General features: G+C 63.3%; 19 protein-coding genes. 16 read left to right on the forward strand and 3 right to left on the reverse strand.

The window, feature by feature from the left end:
* Positions 1 to 7: 7 nt before the first annotated feature.
* From AC6LJW_RS07700 to rfbC, 5 genes are all read left to right on the forward strand, one after another.
* Positions 8 to 874 (forward strand): endonuclease/exonuclease/phosphatase family protein, encoded by an 867-nt coding sequence (locus AC6LJW_RS07700; RefSeq protein ID WP_056571141.1) that lies wholly within the window; start codon positions 8 to 10, stop codon positions 872 to 874.
* Positions 871 to 2,082: a cardiolipin synthase ClsB gene (gene clsB / locus AC6LJW_RS07705; protein ID WP_056571143.1), complete on the forward strand. Its 1,212-nt coding sequence runs from the start codon at positions 871 to 873 to the stop codon at positions 2,080 to 2,082. The genes AC6LJW_RS07700 and clsB overlap by 4 nt, the downstream gene beginning before the upstream one ends.
* Before the next feature lie 71 nt (positions 2,083 to 2,153).
* On the forward strand, positions 2,154 to 3,206 hold the full coding sequence (gene rfbB, locus AC6LJW_RS07710; protein WP_498086901.1) for a dTDP-glucose 4,6-dehydratase: 1,053 nt from the start codon (positions 2,154 to 2,156) through the stop codon (positions 3,204 to 3,206).
* Positions 3,203 to 4,096 (forward strand): glucose-1-phosphate thymidylyltransferase RfbA, encoded by an 894-nt coding sequence (rfbA, locus tag AC6LJW_RS07715; RefSeq protein ID WP_056571147.1) that lies wholly within the window; start codon positions 3,203 to 3,205, stop codon positions 4,094 to 4,096. Before rfbB ends, rfbA begins: the two co-directional genes overlap by 4 nt.
* Positions 4,096 to 4,647, forward strand: coding sequence for a dTDP-4-dehydrorhamnose 3,5-epimerase (rfbC, locus tag AC6LJW_RS07720; protein ID WP_427985563.1), 552 nt, complete (start codon positions 4,096 to 4,098; stop codon positions 4,645 to 4,647). Before rfbA ends, rfbC begins: the two co-directional genes overlap by 1 nt.
* A 6-nt stretch (positions 4,648 to 4,653) precedes the next feature.
* Here rfbC and AC6LJW_RS07725 read toward each other — a convergent pair whose 3' ends face one another.
* From AC6LJW_RS07725 to AC6LJW_RS07735, 3 genes are read right to left on the reverse strand one after another with little or no spacing between them, the layout of a single operon-like run.
* Entirely contained in the window at positions 4,654 to 5,529 is an 876-nt protein-coding gene (locus tag AC6LJW_RS07725; protein WP_056571151.1) for a DMT family transporter, read from the reverse strand.
* Between the two features lie 13 nt (positions 5,530 to 5,542).
* On the reverse strand, positions 5,543 to 6,967 hold the full coding sequence (locus tag AC6LJW_RS07730) for an MFS transporter (protein WP_498086902.1): 1,425 nt from the start codon (positions 6,965 to 6,967) through the stop codon (positions 5,543 to 5,545).
* Between the two features lie 33 nt (positions 6,968 to 7,000).
* The gene (locus tag AC6LJW_RS07735; RefSeq protein ID WP_427985562.1) at positions 7,001 to 7,570 is read right to left on the reverse strand and encodes an SRPBCC family protein; all 570 of its coding nucleotides are present in this window, start codon (positions 7,568 to 7,570) and stop codon (positions 7,001 to 7,003) included.
* Positions 7,571 to 8,081: 511 nt separating this feature from the next.
* On the opposite strand from AC6LJW_RS07735, the gene AC6LJW_RS07740 reads away from it, so the two are divergent.
* From AC6LJW_RS07740 to wecB, 11 genes are all read left to right on the forward strand, one after another.
* A complete protein-coding gene (locus AC6LJW_RS07740; protein ID WP_056571157.1) occupies positions 8,082 to 8,873 on the forward strand; it encodes an ABC transporter permease in 792 nt (263 codons plus the stop codon).
* Entirely contained in the window at positions 8,863 to 10,245 is a 1,383-nt protein-coding gene (locus AC6LJW_RS07745; RefSeq protein WP_056571281.1) for an ABC transporter ATP-binding protein, read from the forward strand. The genes AC6LJW_RS07740 and AC6LJW_RS07745 overlap by 11 nt, the downstream gene beginning before the upstream one ends.
* A 70-nt stretch (positions 10,246 to 10,315) precedes the next feature.
* Positions 10,316 to 12,163 carry a class I SAM-dependent methyltransferase gene (locus AC6LJW_RS07750; RefSeq protein ID WP_056571159.1) on the forward strand — a complete coding sequence of 616 codons (1,848 nt, stop codon included), beginning with the start codon at positions 10,316 to 10,318 and terminating at the stop codon, positions 12,161 to 12,163.
* 320 nt (positions 12,164 to 12,483) lie between these two features.
* Positions 12,484 to 13,575, forward strand: a complete 1,092-nt coding sequence (locus tag AC6LJW_RS07755; protein ID WP_498086903.1) for a glycosyltransferase family 4 protein — start codon at positions 12,484 to 12,486, stop codon at positions 13,573 to 13,575.
* Positions 13,572 to 14,648 (forward strand): acyltransferase, encoded by a 1,077-nt coding sequence (locus tag AC6LJW_RS07760; protein WP_427985557.1) that lies wholly within the window; start codon positions 13,572 to 13,574, stop codon positions 14,646 to 14,648. Before AC6LJW_RS07755 ends, AC6LJW_RS07760 begins: the two co-directional genes overlap by 4 nt.
* 13 nt (positions 14,649 to 14,661) lie before the next feature.
* Positions 14,662 to 15,897 carry a glycosyltransferase family protein gene (locus AC6LJW_RS07765; protein WP_056571165.1) on the forward strand — a complete coding sequence of 412 codons (1,236 nt, stop codon included), beginning with the start codon at positions 14,662 to 14,664 and terminating at the stop codon, positions 15,895 to 15,897.
* 64 nt (positions 15,898 to 15,961) lie between these two features.
* Positions 15,962 to 17,026: a glycosyltransferase gene (locus tag AC6LJW_RS07770; protein ID WP_498086904.1), complete on the forward strand. Its 1,065-nt coding sequence runs from the start codon at positions 15,962 to 15,964 to the stop codon at positions 17,024 to 17,026.
* Entirely contained in the window at positions 17,023 to 18,264 is a 1,242-nt protein-coding gene (locus tag AC6LJW_RS07775) for a glycosyltransferase family 4 protein (RefSeq protein ID WP_427985549.1), read from the forward strand. Before AC6LJW_RS07770 ends, AC6LJW_RS07775 begins: the two co-directional genes overlap by 4 nt.
* A 1-nt stretch (position 18,265) precedes the next feature.
* On the forward strand, positions 18,266 to 19,132 hold the full coding sequence (locus AC6LJW_RS07780; RefSeq protein ID WP_056571171.1) for a dTDP-4-dehydrorhamnose reductase family protein: 867 nt from the start codon (positions 18,266 to 18,268) through the stop codon (positions 19,130 to 19,132).
* A gap of 18 nt (positions 19,133 to 19,150) precedes the next feature.
* On the forward strand, positions 19,151 to 20,161 hold the full coding sequence (locus AC6LJW_RS07785; protein WP_056571174.1) for a polysaccharide biosynthesis protein: 1,011 nt from the start codon (positions 19,151 to 19,153) through the stop codon (positions 20,159 to 20,161).
* Positions 20,154 to 21,281 carry a non-hydrolyzing UDP-N-acetylglucosamine 2-epimerase gene (gene wecB, locus AC6LJW_RS07790; RefSeq protein WP_056571176.1) on the forward strand — a complete coding sequence of 376 codons (1,128 nt, stop codon included), beginning with the start codon at positions 20,154 to 20,156 and terminating at the stop codon, positions 21,279 to 21,281. Before AC6LJW_RS07785 ends, wecB begins: the two co-directional genes overlap by 8 nt.
* The last annotated feature ends 20 nt before the right edge of the window (positions 21,282 to 21,301 follow it).

A 21,301-nucleotide genomic window follows, 5' to 3' on the forward strand; every position in this document is an offset into this window, starting at 1 on the left:
TGCTTCCATGTCGCTCATCCGAGTCGTCAGCTACAACATACACAAGGGCCGTTCGGCATTGGGCCGGCGCGACTCCCTGAATGAACTTCGCCTGGGCCTGTATGGCCTGCGCCCCGACCTGGTCTTCCTGCAGGAGGTCCAGGGCCGCAACGAGCAGAAGTCGCTGCTCGATGCTCAGCACGAATCGCTGGCCGCCGCATTGCGGCTGGACGTCGCCTACGGCCGCAATGCCGTGCGCCACGCCACCGACCACGGCAATGCGCTGCTGTCGCGCTATCCCATCCTCGACCACGAAAATCTCGACATCTCCGACCACCGCTTGGAGCAACGCGGGCTGCTGCATGCGCGCATCGACGTGGGTGATCGGGCGGTGCACTGCTTCGTGGTGCATCTGGGCCTGTTCGCCGGCAGCCGCAGCCGCCAGATCCTGGCGCTGACCGAGCGCATCAAGCGCATGGTGCCCGATGGCGAGCCCATCCTGATCGCCGGGGATTTCAACGACTGGAATGACCGGCTGGCGCCGATGTTCGTGCAGCAGCTCGGGCTGTACGAGGTGTTTTCGCATGCCCCGCGCAGCCATGGCGGAGACCTGCCGCGCCTGCGCGACTCGGTCAAGCGGCTGTCCAACGCCCTGCGCGGATTGCCCAGCAGCGGCGTCTCAGTCATGGAGCGCAACAACCAGCTCGGCATGGATGGCAGCTCGCGGTTGCTGGCGCCGCCGCCGCGCACGTTCCCTGCCGTGTTTCCCTGGTTCCGCCTGGACCGCATCTACCAGCGCGGCTTTGCCGTGCGCAGCGCCCGCGTGCTGCGCGGCCGCGAGTGGGCCAAGCTGTCCGATCATTCGCCCTTGCTCGCGGAGCTTGAACTCCCGTGAAGGACGAGCAGGACAGGCTGGAGTGGGAGCAGGGCAACGATATCCGTCTGCTCCAGAACGGCGCCGACTTCTTTCCCGCGCTGTGCGCGGCGATCGACGCGGCCACCGTCAGCGTGCATCTGGAAACCTACATCTTCATGCTCGACCGCACCGGCACGAAGGTGCTGGAATGCCTGGCGGCGGCCGCGCGCCGCGGCGTCAAGGTGCGCGTGGTCCTGGATGGATTCGGCAGCGCGCTGCACGGCGAGCGCGTGCGCGTCGCGCTGGCCAATGCGGGCGCGCAGTGCCGCATCTTCCGGCCCGAGCCGCGCTGGTTCGCGCGCTTCATCCCGTCGCGCAGCCGCTTGCGGCGCCTGCATCGCAAGGTCACGGTCGTCGATGGCCACATCGCCTTCATCGGGGGCATCAACGTCATCGACGACTACGATGACCTGGATCCCACCGACGGCCTGACCGGTCCGCGTTTTGATTTTGCCGTGCAGATTGAAGGCCCGATCGTCACGCAGGCGGCCCATGCGCAGGAACTCCTGTGGGTGCGCCTGAACTGGGCGCGCCTGCGCCGCCACCCGCGCGACTGGCATCGGCTGCAGCTGCTCAAGCCGCGCGACGTTCCCGCGCCGCCGGGCGGCATGCTGCGCGCCGCGCTGGTGCTGCGCGACAACCTGCGTTTCCGCAGGACATTCGAGCGTGCCTACCTGTTCGGCATCTCGCGCGCGCGGCGCGACATCCTGATCGCCAATGCCTACTTCTTTCCGGGCGTGCGCTTTCGCCGCGCGCTGGCCAAGGCCGCGGCGCGCGGTGTGCGCGTGCGGCTGCTGCTGCAGGGCAAGGTGGAATACCGGATGCAGTATCACGCCACGCGGTCGCTGTACGACAAGCTGCTGCGCGACGGCATCGAGATCTACGAGTACATGCCGAGCTACTTGCACGCGAAGGTCGCGGTGATCGACAACGTCGCCACCGTGGGCTCGTCGAACCTGGACCCCTTCAGCCTGCTGCTGGCGCGCGAGGCCAATGTCGTGGTCGACAGCCAGCCGTTCGCCTGGGACCTGCAGGAACGCCTGGAAACCGCCATTCGCGAGGGTGGCCGCTTCATCCGGCCGCTGGACTATCAGCGCCGGGGTTTCCTGCGGCGCTGGGTGGATGCGGCGTCCTACACGCTGCTGCGGATCGGCGTGGCGTTCACGGGTACGTCGGACAAATACTGAACGCGGTCGGGCGGCGGCAGGGCAGTAAACTACGCGTTTTGGAGGGTTGCCCTCCGATCAGGCACAACGCAATGAGTATTCTCGTCACCGGGGGCGCCGGGTTCATCGGATCCAATTTCGTGCTGGATTGGCTGGCGCATGGCGATGAGACGGTCGTCAATCTGGACAAGCTGACCTACGCCGGCAACCGCGCCAATCTTGGCGGCCTGGAACACGACCCGCGCCATGTCCTGATCGTGGCGGATATCGCCGACACGCATCGGGTGACCGAGGTGCTGCACGCGCACCGTCCGCGCGCCATCGTCAATTTCGCGGCCGAAACGCACGTCGATCGCTCGATCGCGGGCGCCGGCAATTTCGTCCGGACCAACGTGGGCGGCGCCTTCGGGCTGCTGGAGGCCGCGCGCGCCTTCTGGAGCGAACTGGACGGCGCCGAGCGCGATGCGTTCCGGTTTCTGCATGTCTCGACGGACGAGGTCTACGGCTCGCTGGCGCCTGCCGATCCGGGCTTTACCGAAGCCAGCCCCTACCAGCCGAACAATCCCTACGCCGCCAGCAAGGCGGGGGGCGACCATCTGGTGCGCGCCTGGGCGCAGACCTATGGATTGCCGGTGCTCATGACGCACTGCTCCAACAATTTCGGACCCCGGCAGTTTCCCGAGAAGCTGATTCCCCTGATGATCCATCACGCGCTGGCGGGCAAGCCGCTGCCCGTGTACGGCGATGGCCTGCACGCGCGGGACTGGCTGTATGTCGCCGATCATTGCGACGGCTTGCGCAGGGTGCTCGAAGATGGCCGGCCCGGCCAGACCTACAACCTGGGCGCGGGAAATGAGCGCACCACGCTGGAGGTCGTCACGGCGGTTTGCGCCTTGCTGGACACCTTGCGGCCGCGGGCCGATGGCGGCGCGTACAGGGACCTCATCGCGCTGGTCGCCGACAGGCCTGGCCATGACCGCCGCTACGCCATCGATGCGGGCAAGGCGCGGCAGGAACTGGGCTGGCAGCCGGCCGAAACGTTTGCGTCGGGCCTGGAGAAGACGGTGCGGTGGTATCTGGATCACCCGCAATGGCTGCTGAAGGCGGCAAGCCGCTCCCATGCGTCCGAAGGGGGTGCGCGATGACGGCAACGGGCGCGCGCAAGGGCATCATCCTGGCTGGCGGTTCGGGAACGCGGCTGCATCCCGCGACCCTCGCGGTGAGCAAGCAGCTCATGCCCGTCTACGACAAGCCCATGATCTATTACCCGCTGTCCACGCTGATGCTGGCCGGCATACGCGAGATCCTGGTCATCTCGACACCCGAGGACCTGCCGCGCTTTCAGCAGTTGCTGGGCGATGGCGGGCAGTGGGGGCTGTCGCTGCAATACGCGGTGCAGCCGGCGCCCGAAGGCCTGGCGCAGGCGTTTCTCATCGGGGCGGACTTCATCGGACAGTCGCCGTGCGCGCTGGTGCTGGGCGACAACCTGTTCTACGGGCATGACTTCCCCCAACTGCTGGCCGGCGCGATGTCGCGGCACGCGGGCGCCACCATCTTTGCCTACCACGTGCAGGATCCGCAGCGCTACGGCGTGGTCGAGTTCGACGCGCAGGGCAACGCGCTGCGCATCGAGGAAAAGCCCGCCTCGCCCAAGTCGAACTACGCGGTGACCGGGCTGTACTTCTACGACAACCGGGTGATCGAGCTGGCGCGCCGTATCCGACCGTCCGCGCGCAATGAGCTGGAAATCACCGATCTGAATCAGGCGTACCTCGAACTGGGCGCGCTCAACGTCGAAATCATGGGACGGGGGCACGCCTGGCTCGACACGGGCACGCACGACAGCCTGCTCGATGCGTCGCAGTTCATTGCGACGCTCGAACGCCGGCAGGGGTTGAAGGTCGCCTGCCCGGAAGAGATTGCGTTCCGCAAGCAGTGGATAGACGCGGCGCAACTGGAAGCGCTGGCGCGGCCGCTGGTCAAGAGCGGCTATGGCCAATATCTGATGAACCTTCTTACCCGGCTGCCGCACTGATGCGCATCACACCCTTGTCCCTGCCCGATGTCCTGCGCATCGACCCCGAGAAGCATCAGGACGCGCGCGGCTATTTCGTCGAGACCTACGTTCAATCGGTCTTCGATGCGGCGGTCGGCCGTCCGGTCCATTTTCTGCAGGACAACCAGTCGCACTCGCGGCGCCATGTGCTGCGCGGCCTGCATTATCAGACGCAGCATCCGCAGGGAAAGCTGGTGCGCGTCACCGAAGGCGAGATTTTCGACGTTGCCGTGGACATGCGCGAGGGATCGCCCACGTTTGGCCAATGGACGAGCGAGATCCTGTCATCGGACAACCTTCGCCAGCTCTGGCTGCCGGAAGGCTTTGCGCACGGATTTCTGGTGTTGTCCGGCTACGCCAATGTGGTCTACAAGACGACCGCGCCGTACGCGCCGGCGCACCAGCATTGCGTGAGATGGGACGATCCGGGGCTGGCGATCCCCTGGCCGGTGCAAGGCGAGCCGATCGTGTCGGACAAAGACCGCCAAGGCCTCGCCTTGGGGCAGGCGCCCCGGATTGCGGTGGTCTGAACCGGATCAGGCCCGGCGTTTCATGCCGACCAGTCCGAGCGCCAGCGCTGTCCCGACGAGGATGACGCCCGCGCCCGCAAGGATGGGCACGGTGATGACTTCGTCCAGGAACCAGGCGCCCCAGACGACCCCGAAGATGGGGACCAGAAATGTGACGCTGACCGCGCCGGTGGGTCCGACGTTCGCGATCAGCCGGAAGAACACGATGTACGCGGCGCCGGTGCACACCACGGCGAGCAGGACCGTCGCGCCCCAGGCTTCCCAGGAGACCGGCTGCTGCGGCCAGGTGGCCAGGGCCGCTGGAAGCAGGACCAGCGCGGCCGACACCATGCTGCCCGTCGCGCTGGTCAGCGGATCCACGCCCGTCAGAAAGCGCTTGGTCCAGTTGGCGGCAATGCCGTAGAAGACGGGCGCAGAAATGGCGGCAAGCACGGCAAAGCCGGTTCCGCCGGACTGGAAGTCGAGCTTGTCCCAGACCAGCACCACGATGCCGGACATGCCGATCAGCAGCCCCAGCGAGCGGGTCCAGGGCAGCCGGTCTTTCAGCCACAACCAGCCGATGACGGCGCCCCACACCGGCGTCACGGCGTTGGCGACCGACAGGAAGCCCGCGCCCAACGACTGGGCGGCGTAGGCGTAAAGCAGGAAGGGCAAAGCCGCGTTCAGCGTGCCGACCACGAGAATGGCTTTCCAGCGGCGCGCAATAAGCGGCAGCTTGTTGCGCCAGATCGCGGCGGGCAGCAGGAACAGCGCGGCCAGTCCCACGCGCAGCTCGATCAGGGCCACCGGCCCGAATTCCGGCACGGCAACGCGCATGAAAAGAAATGAGCCTCCCCAGACGGCGGCAAGAATCATCAGGTCCAGCAGATCGCGGCGTTGCATGTTGAGCTCTGAATCAACCTTGACCGCGGCTCGTGACCAGGTTTCGCATCTTCACCCGGTGCGCCAGCAGCGCGCAGGTCAGGGACAGCACAATACACAGGACCAGCCCGGTGCGCACGCCGGAAAGCACCGTGCTGTGCGAAATCAGAATGCCGACCACGGCAGTGCCCAATGCGCTGCCGATGGCGCGCGTCGTCTGCACCAGCGCCGAGGCCACGCCCACGTCGCGCCGCTCGCTCAGCATCTGCATGAAGAGGGTCAGGTTGGGCAGCAAAAAGCCCAGCGCGCAGCCGTTGACGAAGAACGCGGACAGGATCCACCACGCCGACGTGCCCGGCGAAATCAGCAGCACCATCAGCGACCCGGCCGCCAGCAGCCCGCCGCCAAACACCATCAGCCGCTGCGGCTCGGTCTGTTTGGGGAACATGCGGCCGTTGATGATGCTGCCGACCGAGATCGCGGCCACCAGCGGCGTGAGCAGCAGGCCCGCCTGGCTGGGCGTGTAGCCCAGCACCTGCTGCAACAGCAGCGGGCTGTAGAAAATCAGGATGAACATCACCGCGCCCACCATCATCGCGGCCGCGTTCAAGAGCCGCGGCTCGCGGCCGGACAGGACGCGAAGCGGAAAGATCGGTGACTTCACGCGGCGTTCGGTCGGAATCAGGATGGCGATGGCGGCGGCGCCGACCAGCGCCAGCGTCAGGCCGAGCACCGGGTGCGCGTGTTCGCCGCTGGCAAATGCAAGTTCCAGCGCGGCCAGCGGCGCGCCCACCGCCAATACGAGCAGAATGGCGCCCAGCCAGTCGATCTTGCGGCTGCCGTCGTGGATGGGCCGGATGCGCGGAAAATAGCGCGCCAAGAGGAAGAAGGCCGCGGCGGCCGCGATGGGCGTAATAAAGAACGCCGCGCGCCACCCTAGCGCTTGCGTGGCCGCGCCGCCCAGCACCGGGCCGATGCCGCTAGCCATGGCGAAGGCAGCGGATACCAGCGCCATCCATCTGACGCGCTGCTTGGCATCGGGAAACAAGTCCGCCGGCGCGGCGAATGCCGTGGCGATCATCATGCCCCCGCCCACCCCCTGCAGGGTGCGGAAAACGATCAGTTGGGTCATGGACTGCGCCAGGCCACAGGCGATGGAGCCCAGCGCGATGATCAGCACAGACACCAGCATCAACGGCTTGCGGCCGAACATGTCGCCCAGCCGGCCAAAGATCAGGATGGAAGCCGCGGTGGCCAGCAGATAGCCCGTGCCGACCCACGCGTATAGCGCCATGCCGTTCAGCGCCTCGGCCACGCGCGGCAGGGTGGTGCTGATGATGGTGGAATCCAGGGCGGCGAGCACCACGGTGGCCGAAACGCCCGCCATCGCCAGCAGCAGGTCCCGTCGTGAGCGTGTGGGATCAGTGGCTGGCTGCGGTGGCGTCGGCGGCGGATTCATGCCGCCAAGGATATCACCGGCACCCTAGGGTTATCACTTGTAAAACGTGTGGTATCCCCAGAAAACAGCGATGACGAGCACGACCAGCATCCATGACCAGCGGGAATTGGAGAGACCCCGCGCCTCGGGTTCGGGAGGCGGGGGAGGGGGCGCCATCCTCGGCTGTGCCGCCATGTGGTCGATGAAGGACGCGAAGAATTTCTCGATGATCTTCTCGCCGGCCTTCAAGAGGACGCCTTCCCCGCACTCGCCCAGCTTGCCTCCGGCCATGCCGGCGACCGTGTAGGCCACGCGGGTGCCCTGGTCCTTGGTGGACAGGTTGATCTGCGCCGTGCCGATCGCCAGGCAGGCGGCGCGTCCCTTGCCTTCGAACACCAGCGTGCAGCTGTCGGGGGCGTTCATGTCGGAGAGCAGGATCTCGCCTTCGTAGTCGGTGTCGATGCCGGCGATCTTGGCGCGCAACGTGACCGCATATTCGGTCGGGCTACGCATCGCGACTTCGACACACCCGGGGATGCACTTCTGTAACACTCGCGGGTCAGTCAACGCATCCCATGTCTGGTGCTGCGTCGAAGGAATCCATTGGGCATCGGCAATGCGCATGGTTGTCTCCCTGTTCCAACAGTGTTGTGAATCCATTGTGGACCGGTCCGGAGAAAATAGCCACGAATTGGCGGCACCTTCTCCCACTGAAGGATAGTGAGACTTACTATTATTTGTTGAGTCGGGATGAGGGAAAAAGGCCGAAGATCCGCATAGAACGGCGTTTTCCGCATGTTATGATGTTCAGTTGCGCTAAAACTTAGTATGCGCACTTTGCGCCTTCAGTTTGATTTTGTTCAATTTGAATGGTTTGCAAAGATATTGTTGCCAATATTTTACTGGCTGTAATGCGCGCTGAAGAATTTCAAGGCGTCGCGCCAGCCGCATATTGGGCCCCATATTTTGCTTGATGAATCAGCCGCCGAAACGGCGCTCAGCGGATTTGTCGGCGACCAGTATCGCGATTATTTCCAATAACTTTATGTCCGCCCCGCGTCTGTTTGAAGCGGGGCGTTCAAGCGGGATAGGTAGTGTGAATCCTCATCAGGCACAGCGTGTATCTCCGGCTGCGATGTTCGACAGCATCTGGAGCAATCGAAAGCTCGCCGTTCAAATGTGCAAGCGGGAAGTCCTGGGCCGCTATCGCGGCTCAATTTTTGGGCTGGCGTGGTCGTTCTTTACGCCGCTCTTGATGTTGACGGTCTATACGTTTTTCTTCACGGTCGTCTTCAAGGCGCGCTGGGGCGTCAGCCAGGAAGCCAGCCACGCGAATTTTGCGGTCGTGCTGTTTGTCGGCTTGATCGTGCACGGGCTGTTTTCCGAGTGCATCAGCCGCGCGCCCGGCCTGATCCAGAGCAATGTGACCTACGTGAAGAAGGTCGTCTTTCCGCTCGAGATCTTTCCCTGGGTGGCGATGGGGGCGGCGCTGTTCCATGCGGCCATCAGCGTGTGCGTCCTGTTGATTGCACAACTGGTGCTCAGCGGCTCCATCAGCTGGACGGCCATATTCTTCCCGATCGTGCTGATTCCGCTGCTGATGGTGACCATGGGCTTCGCATGGTTTCTTTCCGCCACGGGCGTGTATGTGCGCGACATCGGCCAGACGATCGGTCTCTTGATGTCCGTGCTGCTGTTTGTGTCCCCGGTGTTCTATCCGATTTCCAATCTGCCGCCCAAGGTGCAGATGATCGTGATGTTGAATCCGCTGACCTTGATTATTGAAGAATCCCGGAATGTGCTGCTTTACGGCAAATTGCCGAACTGGGGCGCGCTGGGTATTTATGCGGCTATTGCCATGGTGATTGCGTGGGCAGGTTTTTGGTGGTTCCAGAAGGCGCGCAAGGGGTTTGCTGATGTCCTCTGATAGCAATGTCATTCGCGTAGATCGCCTCAGCAAGTGCTATCAGATCTACGATCGGCCGCACGACCGGTTGAAGCAGTTTGTCGCGCCCCGGGTGCGCAATATGCTTGGACGCCCGCCGGTCAATTATTTCCGGGAATTCTGGGCGCTGCGCGACGTGTCCTTCAACGTCGGCCGCGGCGAGACCGTCGGCATCATTGGCCGTAACGGCTCGGGCAAGTCCACGCTGCTGCAGATGATCTGCGGCACGCTGATGCCCACTTCCGGCACCGTCGAGACGCATGGCCGCGTTGCCGCCCTGCTGGAGCTGGGCGCGGGGTTCAACCCCGAGTTCACCGGCCGCGAAAACGTGTTCCTGAACGCAATGGTGCTGGGCCTCTCGCAAAGCGAAGTCGAGCAGCGTTTCGATGAAATTGCGGCGTTTGCCGATATTGGCCAGTTTATCGAGCAGCCGGTCAAGCATTATTCAAGCGGCATGTATGCCCGCTTGGCGTTTGCCGTGGCGATCAACGTGGATCCCGACATTCTGGTCGTTGACGAGGCGCTGGCGGTGGGCGACGAGCCTTTCCAGCGCAAGTGTTTCGCCCGGATTGACGCGATCAAGAATCGCGGCGCGACGATTTTGTTTGTGTCGCATTCGGGCGCGGCCATCATCAACCTGTGCGACCGCGCCATTTTGCTCAATGCCGGCGAGCGCCTGTTCACGGGCATCCCGAAACGCGCTGTTTATTTTGGCCAGAAGCTGGGTAATACCACCGGCGACAAGGCAATTGAACTGATCGCGGAAATCCGCCGCATCGATGCCGAGGGCGAGAGCGCGGCCAGTGCGGCTGAGCCGGAAACCGAAGAAAAGAAGGCGGCGGCCAGCGAGACCCCCACGGGCGGACTTGAGCCGTTCTTTGACGCGAGCTTCGTGCCGGACACGTTGTCCTATGACGAGGTGGGCGCCAAGCTGGGATCGCCCATGCTGCAGACGCTGGGCGGCGCGCAGGTCAATCACATCCTGCGCGGCCATCGCTACAAACTGAAGTGCAGCGTTCAGTTCACCGAAGACTGCCCGGCGGTCCGGTTCTACGCGCTGATCCGAACCACGTCCGGCATCGACCTGGCGGGCTGCGCCCATCCCATTCTGGATGAGCACGGCATCGACTTCACGGCCGGCACGTCGTTCGATCTGGAATTCGAATTCGAATGCTCGCTTAATCCGGCAACGTATTTTTGCACCTTCGCGGCCCAGGGCGAAGACGGTTCGTTGCATCATCGTATCGTCGACGCGATCGTCTTCCGCGTGATGGCCGACGAGCCGCGGCCCGCGACTGGCCTTTTCGACATCGGATTCCAACCCAGGATCTTGCTGGATGCGGTCTCTGAATAAATGATGGCGACCGGCAAGATAGAGAACTGAAATGCATAATCTTCCGACCGATTACAAAGAACATAAAGGGATGCTGTTTCCGGAAACGGACGGCAGCATTCCCGAATTCACCTACACCGATGGCGCCGAGTTCGAGCAGCAGATCGAACGCATCATCGCGCAGGCCCAGGATCGCTCGCTGTTTTCGCGCGAGCTGGTCGGCGCCGTCTGGGACTGGCGTTCGGCCTGTCACCTGTCGCCGGTCCGCGCGAACATCCTGCGGCCGCTTGAAAAGCTCTGCCGCGGACGCGTGCTGGAACTGGGCTCGGGCTGCGGCATCATCACGCGATACCTGGGCGAGCTGGGCGGCGACGTCGTTGCCCTGGAGGCTTCGGCTCACCGCGCCTCGATCACGCGCCAGCGCACCGCCGACTTGCAGAACGTCACGGTGGTTTGCGACCGCATCGAAGACTTCAACGCCGAAAAGAAATTCGACGTTGTGACGATGATCGGCGTATTGCAGTACGCCCGCCTCTTTTCCCATTGCGGCGACCGCGCCGAGCTGGATCTGCTTGCCAATGCCGCGCGTCAGCTCAACGACGACGGCGTGCTGGTCATTGCCATCCAGAACAAATTGGGCCTCAAGTATTTCTCGGGCTTTCCAGAGCCCAACGTGGACGTGCCCTATTACGGCGTCGAAGGGCAGTACGGACCGGAGACCATCATCCGGTTCGGACTGGACGAGCTGAAGGGCATTCTGGGCTCCGTCGGATTGAGCGCGCAGGAAGTGTTGTTCCCGCTGCCGGACTATCACATGCCGGTGTCGCTCTTGACCTCGAAGGGTCTGGATCCGAAGGGCCCGTTTGCCGCCCGGCCGCTCCTGACCGGCACGGTCGGCCGCGATCGCGCCCGTCCCGATTGGATCGTTCCTTCCTTCTCGCTGGAGCAGGCCTGGAATTCGATTCACGAGAATGGCCTGGCCGAAGACCTGGCAAACTCGTTCCTGATCATTGCCGGAAAGTCGGAGAAGGCGGTGGCGGCGTTGCGCGAGGCGCAGGATCTTGCCTGGCACTACAGCGTTGAACGGCATCCCGCGTTTGCCACCGCAAAGCGCTTTTATCTGGAAGGCGGTGAAGTCCGCACGGCACGGGATCACGTGACCCAGCAGCCGGCGCCGCAGGTGCCGGTCACCCATTCGATCGACGATGGTCCGTATCTGAACGGCAATCTCTGGTGGCTGGGCCTGGTGAAGGTGTTGAATACACCGGGCTGGTCCGCCACCGACGTGTGCAATTGGGCGCGTCCCTGGATCGACGCTATCTGCCGCGAGGCGGATCTGGGACCTGCCGTGTCGCTGTCGCTGGACAAGGCGGTGCCCGGGGCCTTGTTCGACTGGACTCCGTTGAACTGCATGGAAGTCGCGCCCGGCGAGCTGGCATTCTTCGACAAGGAATGGAAGCTGGAATCGGACCTGACGCTGTCCTACGTCATTTTGCGTGGTCTGTTCGGCAGCCTGGCCAGCGTGTCCAGCTGCGCCCCGCCGGCCGAAGGCACGCCGCTGGAGATCCTGGAACTGCTGCGCGAAGCGCTGCGGATGCAGAGCATCGGCATCACTGACGACCACGTCGAGAAGTACATTGCGCAGGAATCCAGCGTGCAGCATTGGATCAACGGCGGCGTTGAAGGCCGTATCGGCGCGCCGTGGGTTACCTACGTCAAGTCCGCCAAGCTGCTGGTGCGCATCGACGGCCGGCATATGCGGTCGCTGCTCGAGGACGCCAAGGCGCATGACGCGAATCAGCAACTGGTGATCCAGACGCAGGCTGCGGAGATCGCGGCCATGCGCACCACGCTGGAACAATATCAAAGCAGGGCGCTTGCGGAGGCCGGCTCGCGTTGGCGGCGCGCGTATCGGGCGCTGTTCGGAAGGTCGAACTGATGTCTGCCTGAGCGGTGTGAGGTTTCCGGGGGCGACGACAGTAGCGCATGGTTGCGTTGTCGCGATGACGAGAATGATTTAAATCCCATGTAGTACCAGGCGGACAGGACACACATGAAAAGCATGCATGGATGGCGTTCGCACCGGGCCTGGTTCGACACAAGAGGATTGGCGGGCACACCATGAGAGTTTTGCAAGTTAACGGATATCAGTCGCCGGGGCGTCGCTTCAATGGGTTATCCCTGAAGCCTCACCTCGAGGCGCTGGGGGTCTCCTCAAAGCATTTCGTTTGGGAACAGGACCGTCAGGAAGAAGACGTCGTGAGCCTGCACGGCAAGCTGGCGCGCAAGGTCAACCGGCTTACGCGCGGCGTGGAAAAGGTGCTGTCGCTGCAGTCGCAGCTGTATTCCAACGGCATGCACATGCGCCGCATGGATGCATTCCGCGAGGCGGACCTCGTCCATTACCACATCGTCCATTCGGGCTTCCTGAGCATGCAGTCGCTGCCCGCGATGACGGCCGCGAAGCCCTCCTTGTGGACGCTGCATGATCCGTGGGCGATGACCGGCCACTGCATCCACCCGTTTTCGTGCCAGCGCTGGAAAACAGGCTGCGGCCAGTGTCCCGACCTGAAGACCGATTTTGCAATTCAGCACGATACGACGGCGCTGAACTTCCGGCTCAAGCGTTCGGCTTACCGCCGTTCGAACTTCGAGATCCTGGTGGCCTCGAGCTGGATGGAAAACATGGTGCGGCAATCGCCCCTGCTGGAAGGCGTGCCCGTCCACAAGGTGCCGTTTGGCCTGGACCTGGATTTCTTCAAGCCGGCCGATCAGGCCGCGGCCAAGGCCCGCCTGGGCATCGAGCCCGATCGACTGGTCTTGTGCTTTCGCTCCGTGGTCAACGACTTCAAGGGCCTGCAGTATGTGATCGAGGCGCTGGACCGCCTGCAGACGCAGGTGCCCATCTGCCTGTTGACGCTGAATGACAAGGGCCGGGTCGACAAGTTCAAGGAAAGGTTTCAGGTTGTCGAACTAGGCTGGACGAATGACGATGGCGTGATGCAGGACGTCTATAGTGCGACTGACCTGTTCCTGATGCCTTCGCTGGCGGATTCGTTCGGGTTGATGGCCGTCGAGGCCATGGCGTGCGGAAAGCCCACGATCTGCTTCGAAGGCACCGCCTTGCCCGAGGTCGTGTTCACGCCGGAAGCGGGCCTGGCCGTGCCGTCGCGCGATGCCGCGGCGCTGGCGGCGGCGATGGAGCGCCTGATCAGCGACCCGCAAGAACGGTTGGCACGAGGCGCAAGATCCCGCCAATTGGCGGAGCAGCACTACGACATACGCCTGCAGGCGCAGCGTATGGTGGACGTTTATGAACGTGTGATCCAGGGAAGGCAGTCGGGAAAATGACCACGGCGGATACGTTGACCACCGGGATTGCGGATCCGAAATCCGACGCGGTCCCTGGAAAGCAGAGAGCGGCCTGGGCGGACTTGTGCCGCGTGGTGGCCATCTATGGCGTGCTGCTGATCCACTCTTGCGGCGCGGCGTTCTACGCCTTCGGCAAGAGTCCGTTGCCCGACTGGTTGTCGGCCAATGCGCTGGATTCCGCCGTGCGCGTGGCGGTGCCGCTCTTTGTGATGATCTCCGGCGCGATGCTGTTGCGCCCGGGCCTGCCGGTGGCCTCGACGGCAAGCATCCTGCGCCGGGTTTTGAAGGTGTTCATCCCGCTGGTCTTCTGGAGCGCCGCGTACCTGTACCGCAATAACGCGTTGGGTGGTTTCGGGGTCAACCTGTTTTCGATATTTACCGAACCGGCGATGTACCACCTGTGGTTCGTGTACATGATCGTCGGGCTGTACATCCTGCTGCCGTTCCTGCAGGCAATCTATGAAGTGCTGCGAAGCCGCCCGTCGCTGGGCGTCTATTTCTTTGTGGTCTGGTTTGCCGTCACTTGCGTGCCGCTGTATTGGCCGCTGCCGGTGCTACGGATCATGCAGCTCACCAGCTTCCTGGGTTATGGCGGTCTGTTCGTGCTGGGCGGCCTGCTGGCGACCATCGACCGCAAGGCCATTCCCCGCTGGACGTGCATCGCCGTCTACGCCATCTGCTCGGCCATCACGTTTTATCTGACCTGGCGCTTCAGCGAAAAGGCCGGCGTGGCGGTCGAGCGCGCCTACGTGTATTTCACGCCCAACGTCATCATCGCGTCGATCGCCGCGTTTCTTGCGTTCATGACATTCGACCTGTCCGCGCGGTCGGCGGCGATTGCAAAATGGATGAGCGACCGCGCCTTCATCATATTTTTCGTGCACGTGGTCGTTCTGGAGCATGTGCGCTACAGCAACACGATCCGCATCGCGTCCGAGCATCTGCCCGTTTTCCTTGTGATTCTGTTGATTTCCTTGAGCACCTTTTTCATCAGCGGCCTCATTGCGGCCGCGATTCGTCTGATTCCGGGAGCCAGCCGTGTTGCCGGATAACGTTTCAAGCACCATGGACCAACCGAACTCGCGCAAGGGCAGGATTCTTCTGTTCAGCTATGCCTTCCCGCCCATGCAGGTGCAGATGACGGCCGCGGTCTACAAGCCGATGGCCGCGCTGGCCCGGTCCGGCTACGACGTCGACGTCGTGTGCGCGGATTCCTTCTGCGCCGAATTGCCGCTGGACCATAGCCTGTTGCCGTTCGCCGAAAAGACCTTCGGCAAGATCGATCGTCTGCGGCCCGCGAAGGGCCTGATGACGCTCCTGCGTTCGTCCATCCGCAAGCTGGATCGTGTGCCGGACCTGATGACCGTGCTGCGGGAATCCGCGTACAGCAAGCTCATGGACACGGACTTGAGCCAGTACGACGCCGTGATGACGTGGTCGCCGTTTCATTCGATCAACGCGGTGATGACGCGCGTGAAGAAGGCGCGGCCCAATGTGAAGTGGCTGGCGCAGTTCAGCGATCCGTGGGCCGGCAACCCGCTGGAGGTCAGCGGGCTGACCAAGATGTGGAACGCCCGGCACGAGCCGCGCGCAGTTGCTGCGGCGGACTTCATCGTGCACAGCTCGCGGTACTCGCTGGATCTGATGATGCAGGGGCAGCCCGAATCCGTGCGCCGCCGCACCGACGTGATTCCCCATGCCTTCGACGAAGCCTTGTTCCCGCAGCGCCCCAAGGCCAGGAACGATCGCATCGTCATGCGCTACGTGGGCGTGCTGTATGGCCGCCGGTCGCCCGAACCGCTGTTCCAGGCGCTGGTGCGCCTCTTTCAGCGGCGGCCGGACCTGCGTGGTGTGCTCTGCGTCGAACTGATCGGCCTGGTGCCGCCCGAGATGCTGGCCAGCGATGCGGCCAAGAGCCTGCCGGAAGGCACCGTGCGCGCCGTCGGCAACGTGTCGTTCGTGGAATCGCTTGAGCAGATGTACGACGCGGACATCCTGCTGCTCATCGAAGCCAATGTGCGCCAGAACCTGTTCCTGCCCAGCAAGCTGTCCGATTACATCGGCGCGGATACCCCGATCGTGGGCCTGACACCGCCGGGCGGTTCCGAAGACGCGATGAAGCAGCTGGGATGCTGGCACGCCCGCCCGTCCGACGTCCAAGAGATCGAAAAGGCGGTTGAAGGCGCCGTGGATCACGTCCTGCGCAAGGACGGGGCCGATTGGTGTGATCAGGGCTACCGCGATACATTCAGCGGCAGACGGATCGCCCAGCGCTTCGGCGAGATCCTGGAGGGGCTCTGACGCTGGCTTGCCCGCACGGCAACGCCCATTTCCACCTATCCATGCCCATAAGCTGCTTCCCATCATGGCTGTAGAAGTCGTCCTTTACGCGCCCAACGTGCACACAGGCGGCGGCTTTGTGCTGCTGCAGGCGCTGCTGGGCGCGTGGCCGGCGGGCGCGCCGCTGCGTCTTTTCCTGGATGCGCGAGTCCAGCAGCGCCTGGAGATTCCCGCGGGCGCCGCCGTGTATTGGGTCGCGCCGACGGCGCTGGCCCGCCTCAAGGGTGAATTTGCCGCACGGCGGGCGGCGGGGCCGCAATCCATTCTTTTCTGCTTTCACGGCCTGCCTCCCGTTCTGCCGTCGCGCGCGCGGGTCGTCGTGTTCCTGCAGAACCGGAATTACCTGCGCGGTGTGCGGCTGTCGCAGTTCCCGTTGCCCACGCGGCTGCGCCTGCTGTTCGAACGAACCATCGGACGGTGCTTCCGTCATCGCGTCTCGGAATACGTGGTCCAGACGCCGACCATGCGCCGCGAGGTGCTCGATTGGCTTGGCTCGGCGACGCGCCTGCCGCCCGTCCGGGTCGCGCCCTTCGTGGCCGACATTACCGACGGCACGCCGGTGGCGCAGTCGGACCGCCCGCGCCAGTGGGATTTCGTTTATGTGGCCGACGGCGTGGCGCACAAGAATCATCGGCGCCTGATCGAGGCGTGGCGGCTGCTGGCCGAAGACGGTTTGTATCCGTCCCTCGTCCTTACGCTGGGCGCCCGGGACCAGGTATTGGCGCGGGAGCTCCTGGACGTCGCGGCCCGTCATGGGCTGCGAGTGGAAAATCAGGGTGAACTGACGCGGGAAGGCGTGGCGGCGTTGTATGCGCAGGCCGGCGCGCTGGTGTTTCCGTCATTCGGCGAATCGTTTGGCCTGCCGTTGATCGAGGCGACCAAGGCCGGGCTGCAGATCGTCGCGTCGGAGCTGGATTACGTGCGCGACGTGTGCGTCCCGGTCCAGACATTCGACCCGGCCTCGGCCACGTCCATCGCACGAGCGGTGCGGCGCCAGCTTTCCGCGCCCGGCCCGGTCGTGGAACCCGAGACGCCCGGCCAGTTCTGGGCCAGGCTGCGCGCCGATTCCTCAGCAGCGAGCGCGACGTGAGAATCCTGATCGTCAGCCAGTATTTCTGGCCGGAGCAGTTCTTCATCAATGACTTCGTCCGCGCGTTGACGGCGCAGGGACACGTGGTCGAGGTGCTGACCGGCAAGCCCAACTATCCGGACGGCAAGGTATTCGATGGCTATGCCGAGCAGGGTTTTACGAGCGAGCAGTGGGACGATGGCACACTGATTCACCGGGTGCCGCTGCGCGCGCGCCGCGCCGGCGGCGGCAAGAATCTGGTGCTCAATTACCTGTCGTTTGTCGTCAACGGCTTGCGCCACGGCGTGCGGGCCGTTGGGAACAAGGATTTTGATGTCGTGCTGGCGGTCGCATTTTCGCCGATCACGTCGGTAATTCCCGCGATTTACCTGAAATGGCGCAAGAAATTGCCTTTGGCGATCTGGATTCAGGACCTCTGGCCCGAAAGCCTGAGCGCAACCGGATTCGTGCGAAATCGCGGCATTCTTGCCGGCGTGGGCCTGATGGTGCGGGCGATATATGGTGCCGCATCCCTCCTTCTGGTGCAGTCCGAGGCCTTCCGCGCGCCGGTGGCCCGGCTGTCGTCGGCCCGCAAGATCGTCTACTACGGCAATTCCAGCCCCGATCCGCAGACCGCCACCCGCAGCCCCTGCACGCTGCCGCCCGACCTGCTGGCCACGCTGGACAGCAGTTTCTGCGTCGTCTTTGCGGGTAATCTTGGCACTGCGCAGTCGCTGCACACCATTCTGGCCGCGGCGCGCAAGCTGAAGGGACAGAGCACCTGCAAGATCGTGCTGGTGGGCAGCGGCAGCATGCTCGGCCGGATCCGCGACGAAGTCGAACGCGACGGCCTGTCCAACGTTGTACTGGCCGGCCGCTATCCCAGCGACCAGATGCCGCATATCTTTGACAGGGCGGGGGCGCTGCTGGTCACGCTGAACCGGGACGCCATTCTGGCGCAGACGATACCCAGCAAGGTGCAGGCCTATCTGGCCGCCGGCCGGCCGATCATCGGCGCGCTGGACGGCGCGGGGGCGGAAGTGATCCGAAGCGCGGGCGCCGGGCTGGTATGCGCCGCCGAGGACGCCGACGGGCTGGCCGATTGCATTGTCCGCCTGCACGCCATGGATCAGAACGAGCGCGATGCGCTTGCCGCCGCCGGGCGCCGGTTCTATCTTGAGCACTACGAGATAACCCGGCAGGTGGACCGATTAGTGAGTATTCTTTCCGAGAAACTGGATTTGAAAGAGAAGGTTTAGCATGAAAATTTTGGTTCTAGGAGTCACGGGCATGCTGGGCAGCGCGGTGTTTGCGCGCTTCAGCGAAGACCCGGCATTCGAGACGTGGGGCACGCTGCGCGGCGCGGCGGGACTGCGTTATTTTGACGAGCGCTTTCGCAAGAACCTGCTGACCGGCGTCGATGTGCTGGATAACGATTCCCTGGTGTCGGTGATCGGCCGGGTCAAGCCGGACGTGGTCATCAACTGTATTGGTCTGATCAAGCAGTTGGCCGATGCCAAGGATCCGCTGGCGGCGCTGCCCGTGAACGCCATGCTGCCGCACCGCCTGTCGCGCCTGTGCGCGCTGGCCTCGGCCCGCCTGATCCACGTCAGCACCGACTGCGTGTTTGACGGAAGCAAAGGCATGTACCTGGAATCGGATCCTTCCGATGCCGAAGATCTCTACGGCAAGTCCAAGTACATCGGTGAGGTGACCTCCGACGCCAACGCCATCACGCTGCGCACGTCCATCATCGGCCACGAACTGGGCAGCAATGTCGCACTGGTCGATTGGTTCCTGTCGCAGACGGGTTCCGTCAAGGGATTCACGCGCGCGGTGTTCTCGGGCTTGCCGACCACCGAGCTGGCGCGGGTGATGAAGGATTTTGTGATTCCGCATCCCGAGCTGCATGGCCTCTACCATTGCGCGGTCGCGCCGATCGACAAGTATTCGCTCCTCAAGCTCGTGGCAGAGGTGTACGGAAAGAGCATCGACATCGTTGCCGATGATCGCTTGAAGATCGATCGGTCACTGGACGCCACCCGCCTGCTGCAGGCGACGGGTTATGTGCCGCCCGCGTGGCCAGAATTGATTCAAGAAATGCACGCGCATCGCCTGGTTCCCTAACGGATTAATGGTTAATTTATGTTCGACAATAAAGTTCTCATGATTACCGGCGGCACCGGTTCTTTCGGACACACGGTGCTCAAGCGTTTTCTCTCCACCGATGTGCGGGAGATCCGCGTCTTCAGCCGCGACGAAAAGAAGCAAGAGGACATGCGCATTGCCTTGGCCGACGACAAGGTCAAGTTCCATATCGGCGACGTGCGCGACTACGACAGCATTTCGCAGGCGATGATCGGCGTGGACTACGTGTTTCACGCGGCGGCGCTCAAGCAGGTGCCGTCCTGCGAGTTCTATCCGATGGAAGCGGTCAAGACCAACGTGATCGGCACGGAAAACGTCCTGAACGCGGCGATTGCCGCCGGCGTGCAGCGCGTGGTCGTGCTGAGCACCGACAAGGCGGTGTATCCGATCAACGCCATGGGCATCTCGAAGGCAATGGCCGAGAAGCTGGTGGTCGCCAAGTCGCGCGTCGCCGTCAATCGCGGTCCCGTGATCTGCGCGACGCGCTATGGCAACGTCATGGCGTCGCGCGGTTCGGTGATTCCGCTTTTCATCAGCCAGTTGAAGACCGGCGAACCGCTGACCGTGACGGATCCCAACATGACGCGATTCCTGATGTCGCTTGAGGATTCGGTGGATCTGGTGCTGCATGCGTTCGAGCATGCGCAGCAGGGCGACATCTTCGTGCAGAAGGCCCCGGCTTCCACCGTCGCCGACCTGGCGGTCGCGCTGAAGGAACTGATCGGCGGCGAAAGCCCGCTCAAGGTGATCGGCACGCGGCATGGCGAAAAGCTGTACGAGTCGCTGATCTCGCGCGAGGAAATGGCCAAGGCCGAGGACATGGGCCGCTATTACCGCATTCCCGCAGATAACCGCGATCTGAACTACAAGAAGTATTTCGTCGAAGGCGAAACCGAGATTTCCGAGTTGGACGATTACACGTCCCACAACACGGAACGTTTGAATGTTGAAGGTGTGAAGAAGTTGCTGTTGAATCTGGAATACATCCGGGGGCAGATCGATGCTTAAGGTCATGACGCTGGTAGGCACGCGCCCCGAGCTCATCAAGATGAGCCGCGTCATTGCCGAACTCGATGCCCAGGTCAATCATGTGCTGGTGCACTCTGGCCAGAATTACGATTACGAACTGAACCAGGTTTTCTTTGACGACCTGCAGATCCGCAAGCCGGATTATTTCCTGGGGGCGGCGGGCGATACCGCGGCCAAGACGATCGGCGACGTCATCATCAAGTCCGATGAGATCTTCGAGCAGGAAAAGCCCGACGCCTTGCTGCTGTATGGCGACACGAACACCTGCCTGGCGGTGATCGCCGCCAAGCGCCGCAAGATTCCGGTGTTCCACATGGAAGCGGGCAATCGCTGCTTCGATCAGCGCGTGCCCGAAGAGCTGAATCGCAAGGTGCTCGATCACCTGAGCGATATCAACATGGTCCTGACGGAGCATGCGCGCCGCTACCTGATCGCCGAGGGCATCCGTCCCGAGACGATCATCAAGACCGGCTCGCACATGCAGGAAGTCCTTGGCTATTACATGGACGACATCCTGAAGTCGGATGTGCTGACCCGCGAAGGCCTGACCGAAGACAAGTATTTCGTGGTCAGCGTGCACCGCGAAGAGAACGTGGACACGCCGCAGAACCTGCGCGACCTGCTCGATACGCTGCGCAACCTGGCGGACACCTACGGGCATACCATCATCGTGTCGACGCATCCGCGCACCCGCAAGCGCCTCGAGGCGTTGGGCGACGCGCTGGATCATCCGCTGATCCGCTTCATGAAGCCGTTCGGCCTGCTCGACTACATCAAGCTGCAGATGGGCGCATTCTGCGTGCTGTCCGACAGCGGCACGATCACCGAAGAGGCGTCGCTGCTGAATCTGCCGGCGATCACGCTGCGCAATGCGCACGAGCGCCCCGAAGGCATGGACGAAGGCACGCTGATCATGAGCGGCCTGAAGGCTGAGCGGGTTGCCGACGCGGTGCGCGTGGTCACCAGCCAGCACCGTCGCGGCGAGCGCGTGATTCCCGTGGTCAAGGATTACGAAGGCGGCCCGGTGTCCAAGCAGGTCGTGCGCGCGGTGTTGAGCTATACGGACTACGTGAATCGGACTGTGTGGTCGAAGTCCTGAACCGTGACCTGACTGCCGAA

The sequence above is a fragment of the Achromobacter sp. 1012554356 genome, assembly GCF_059760815.1.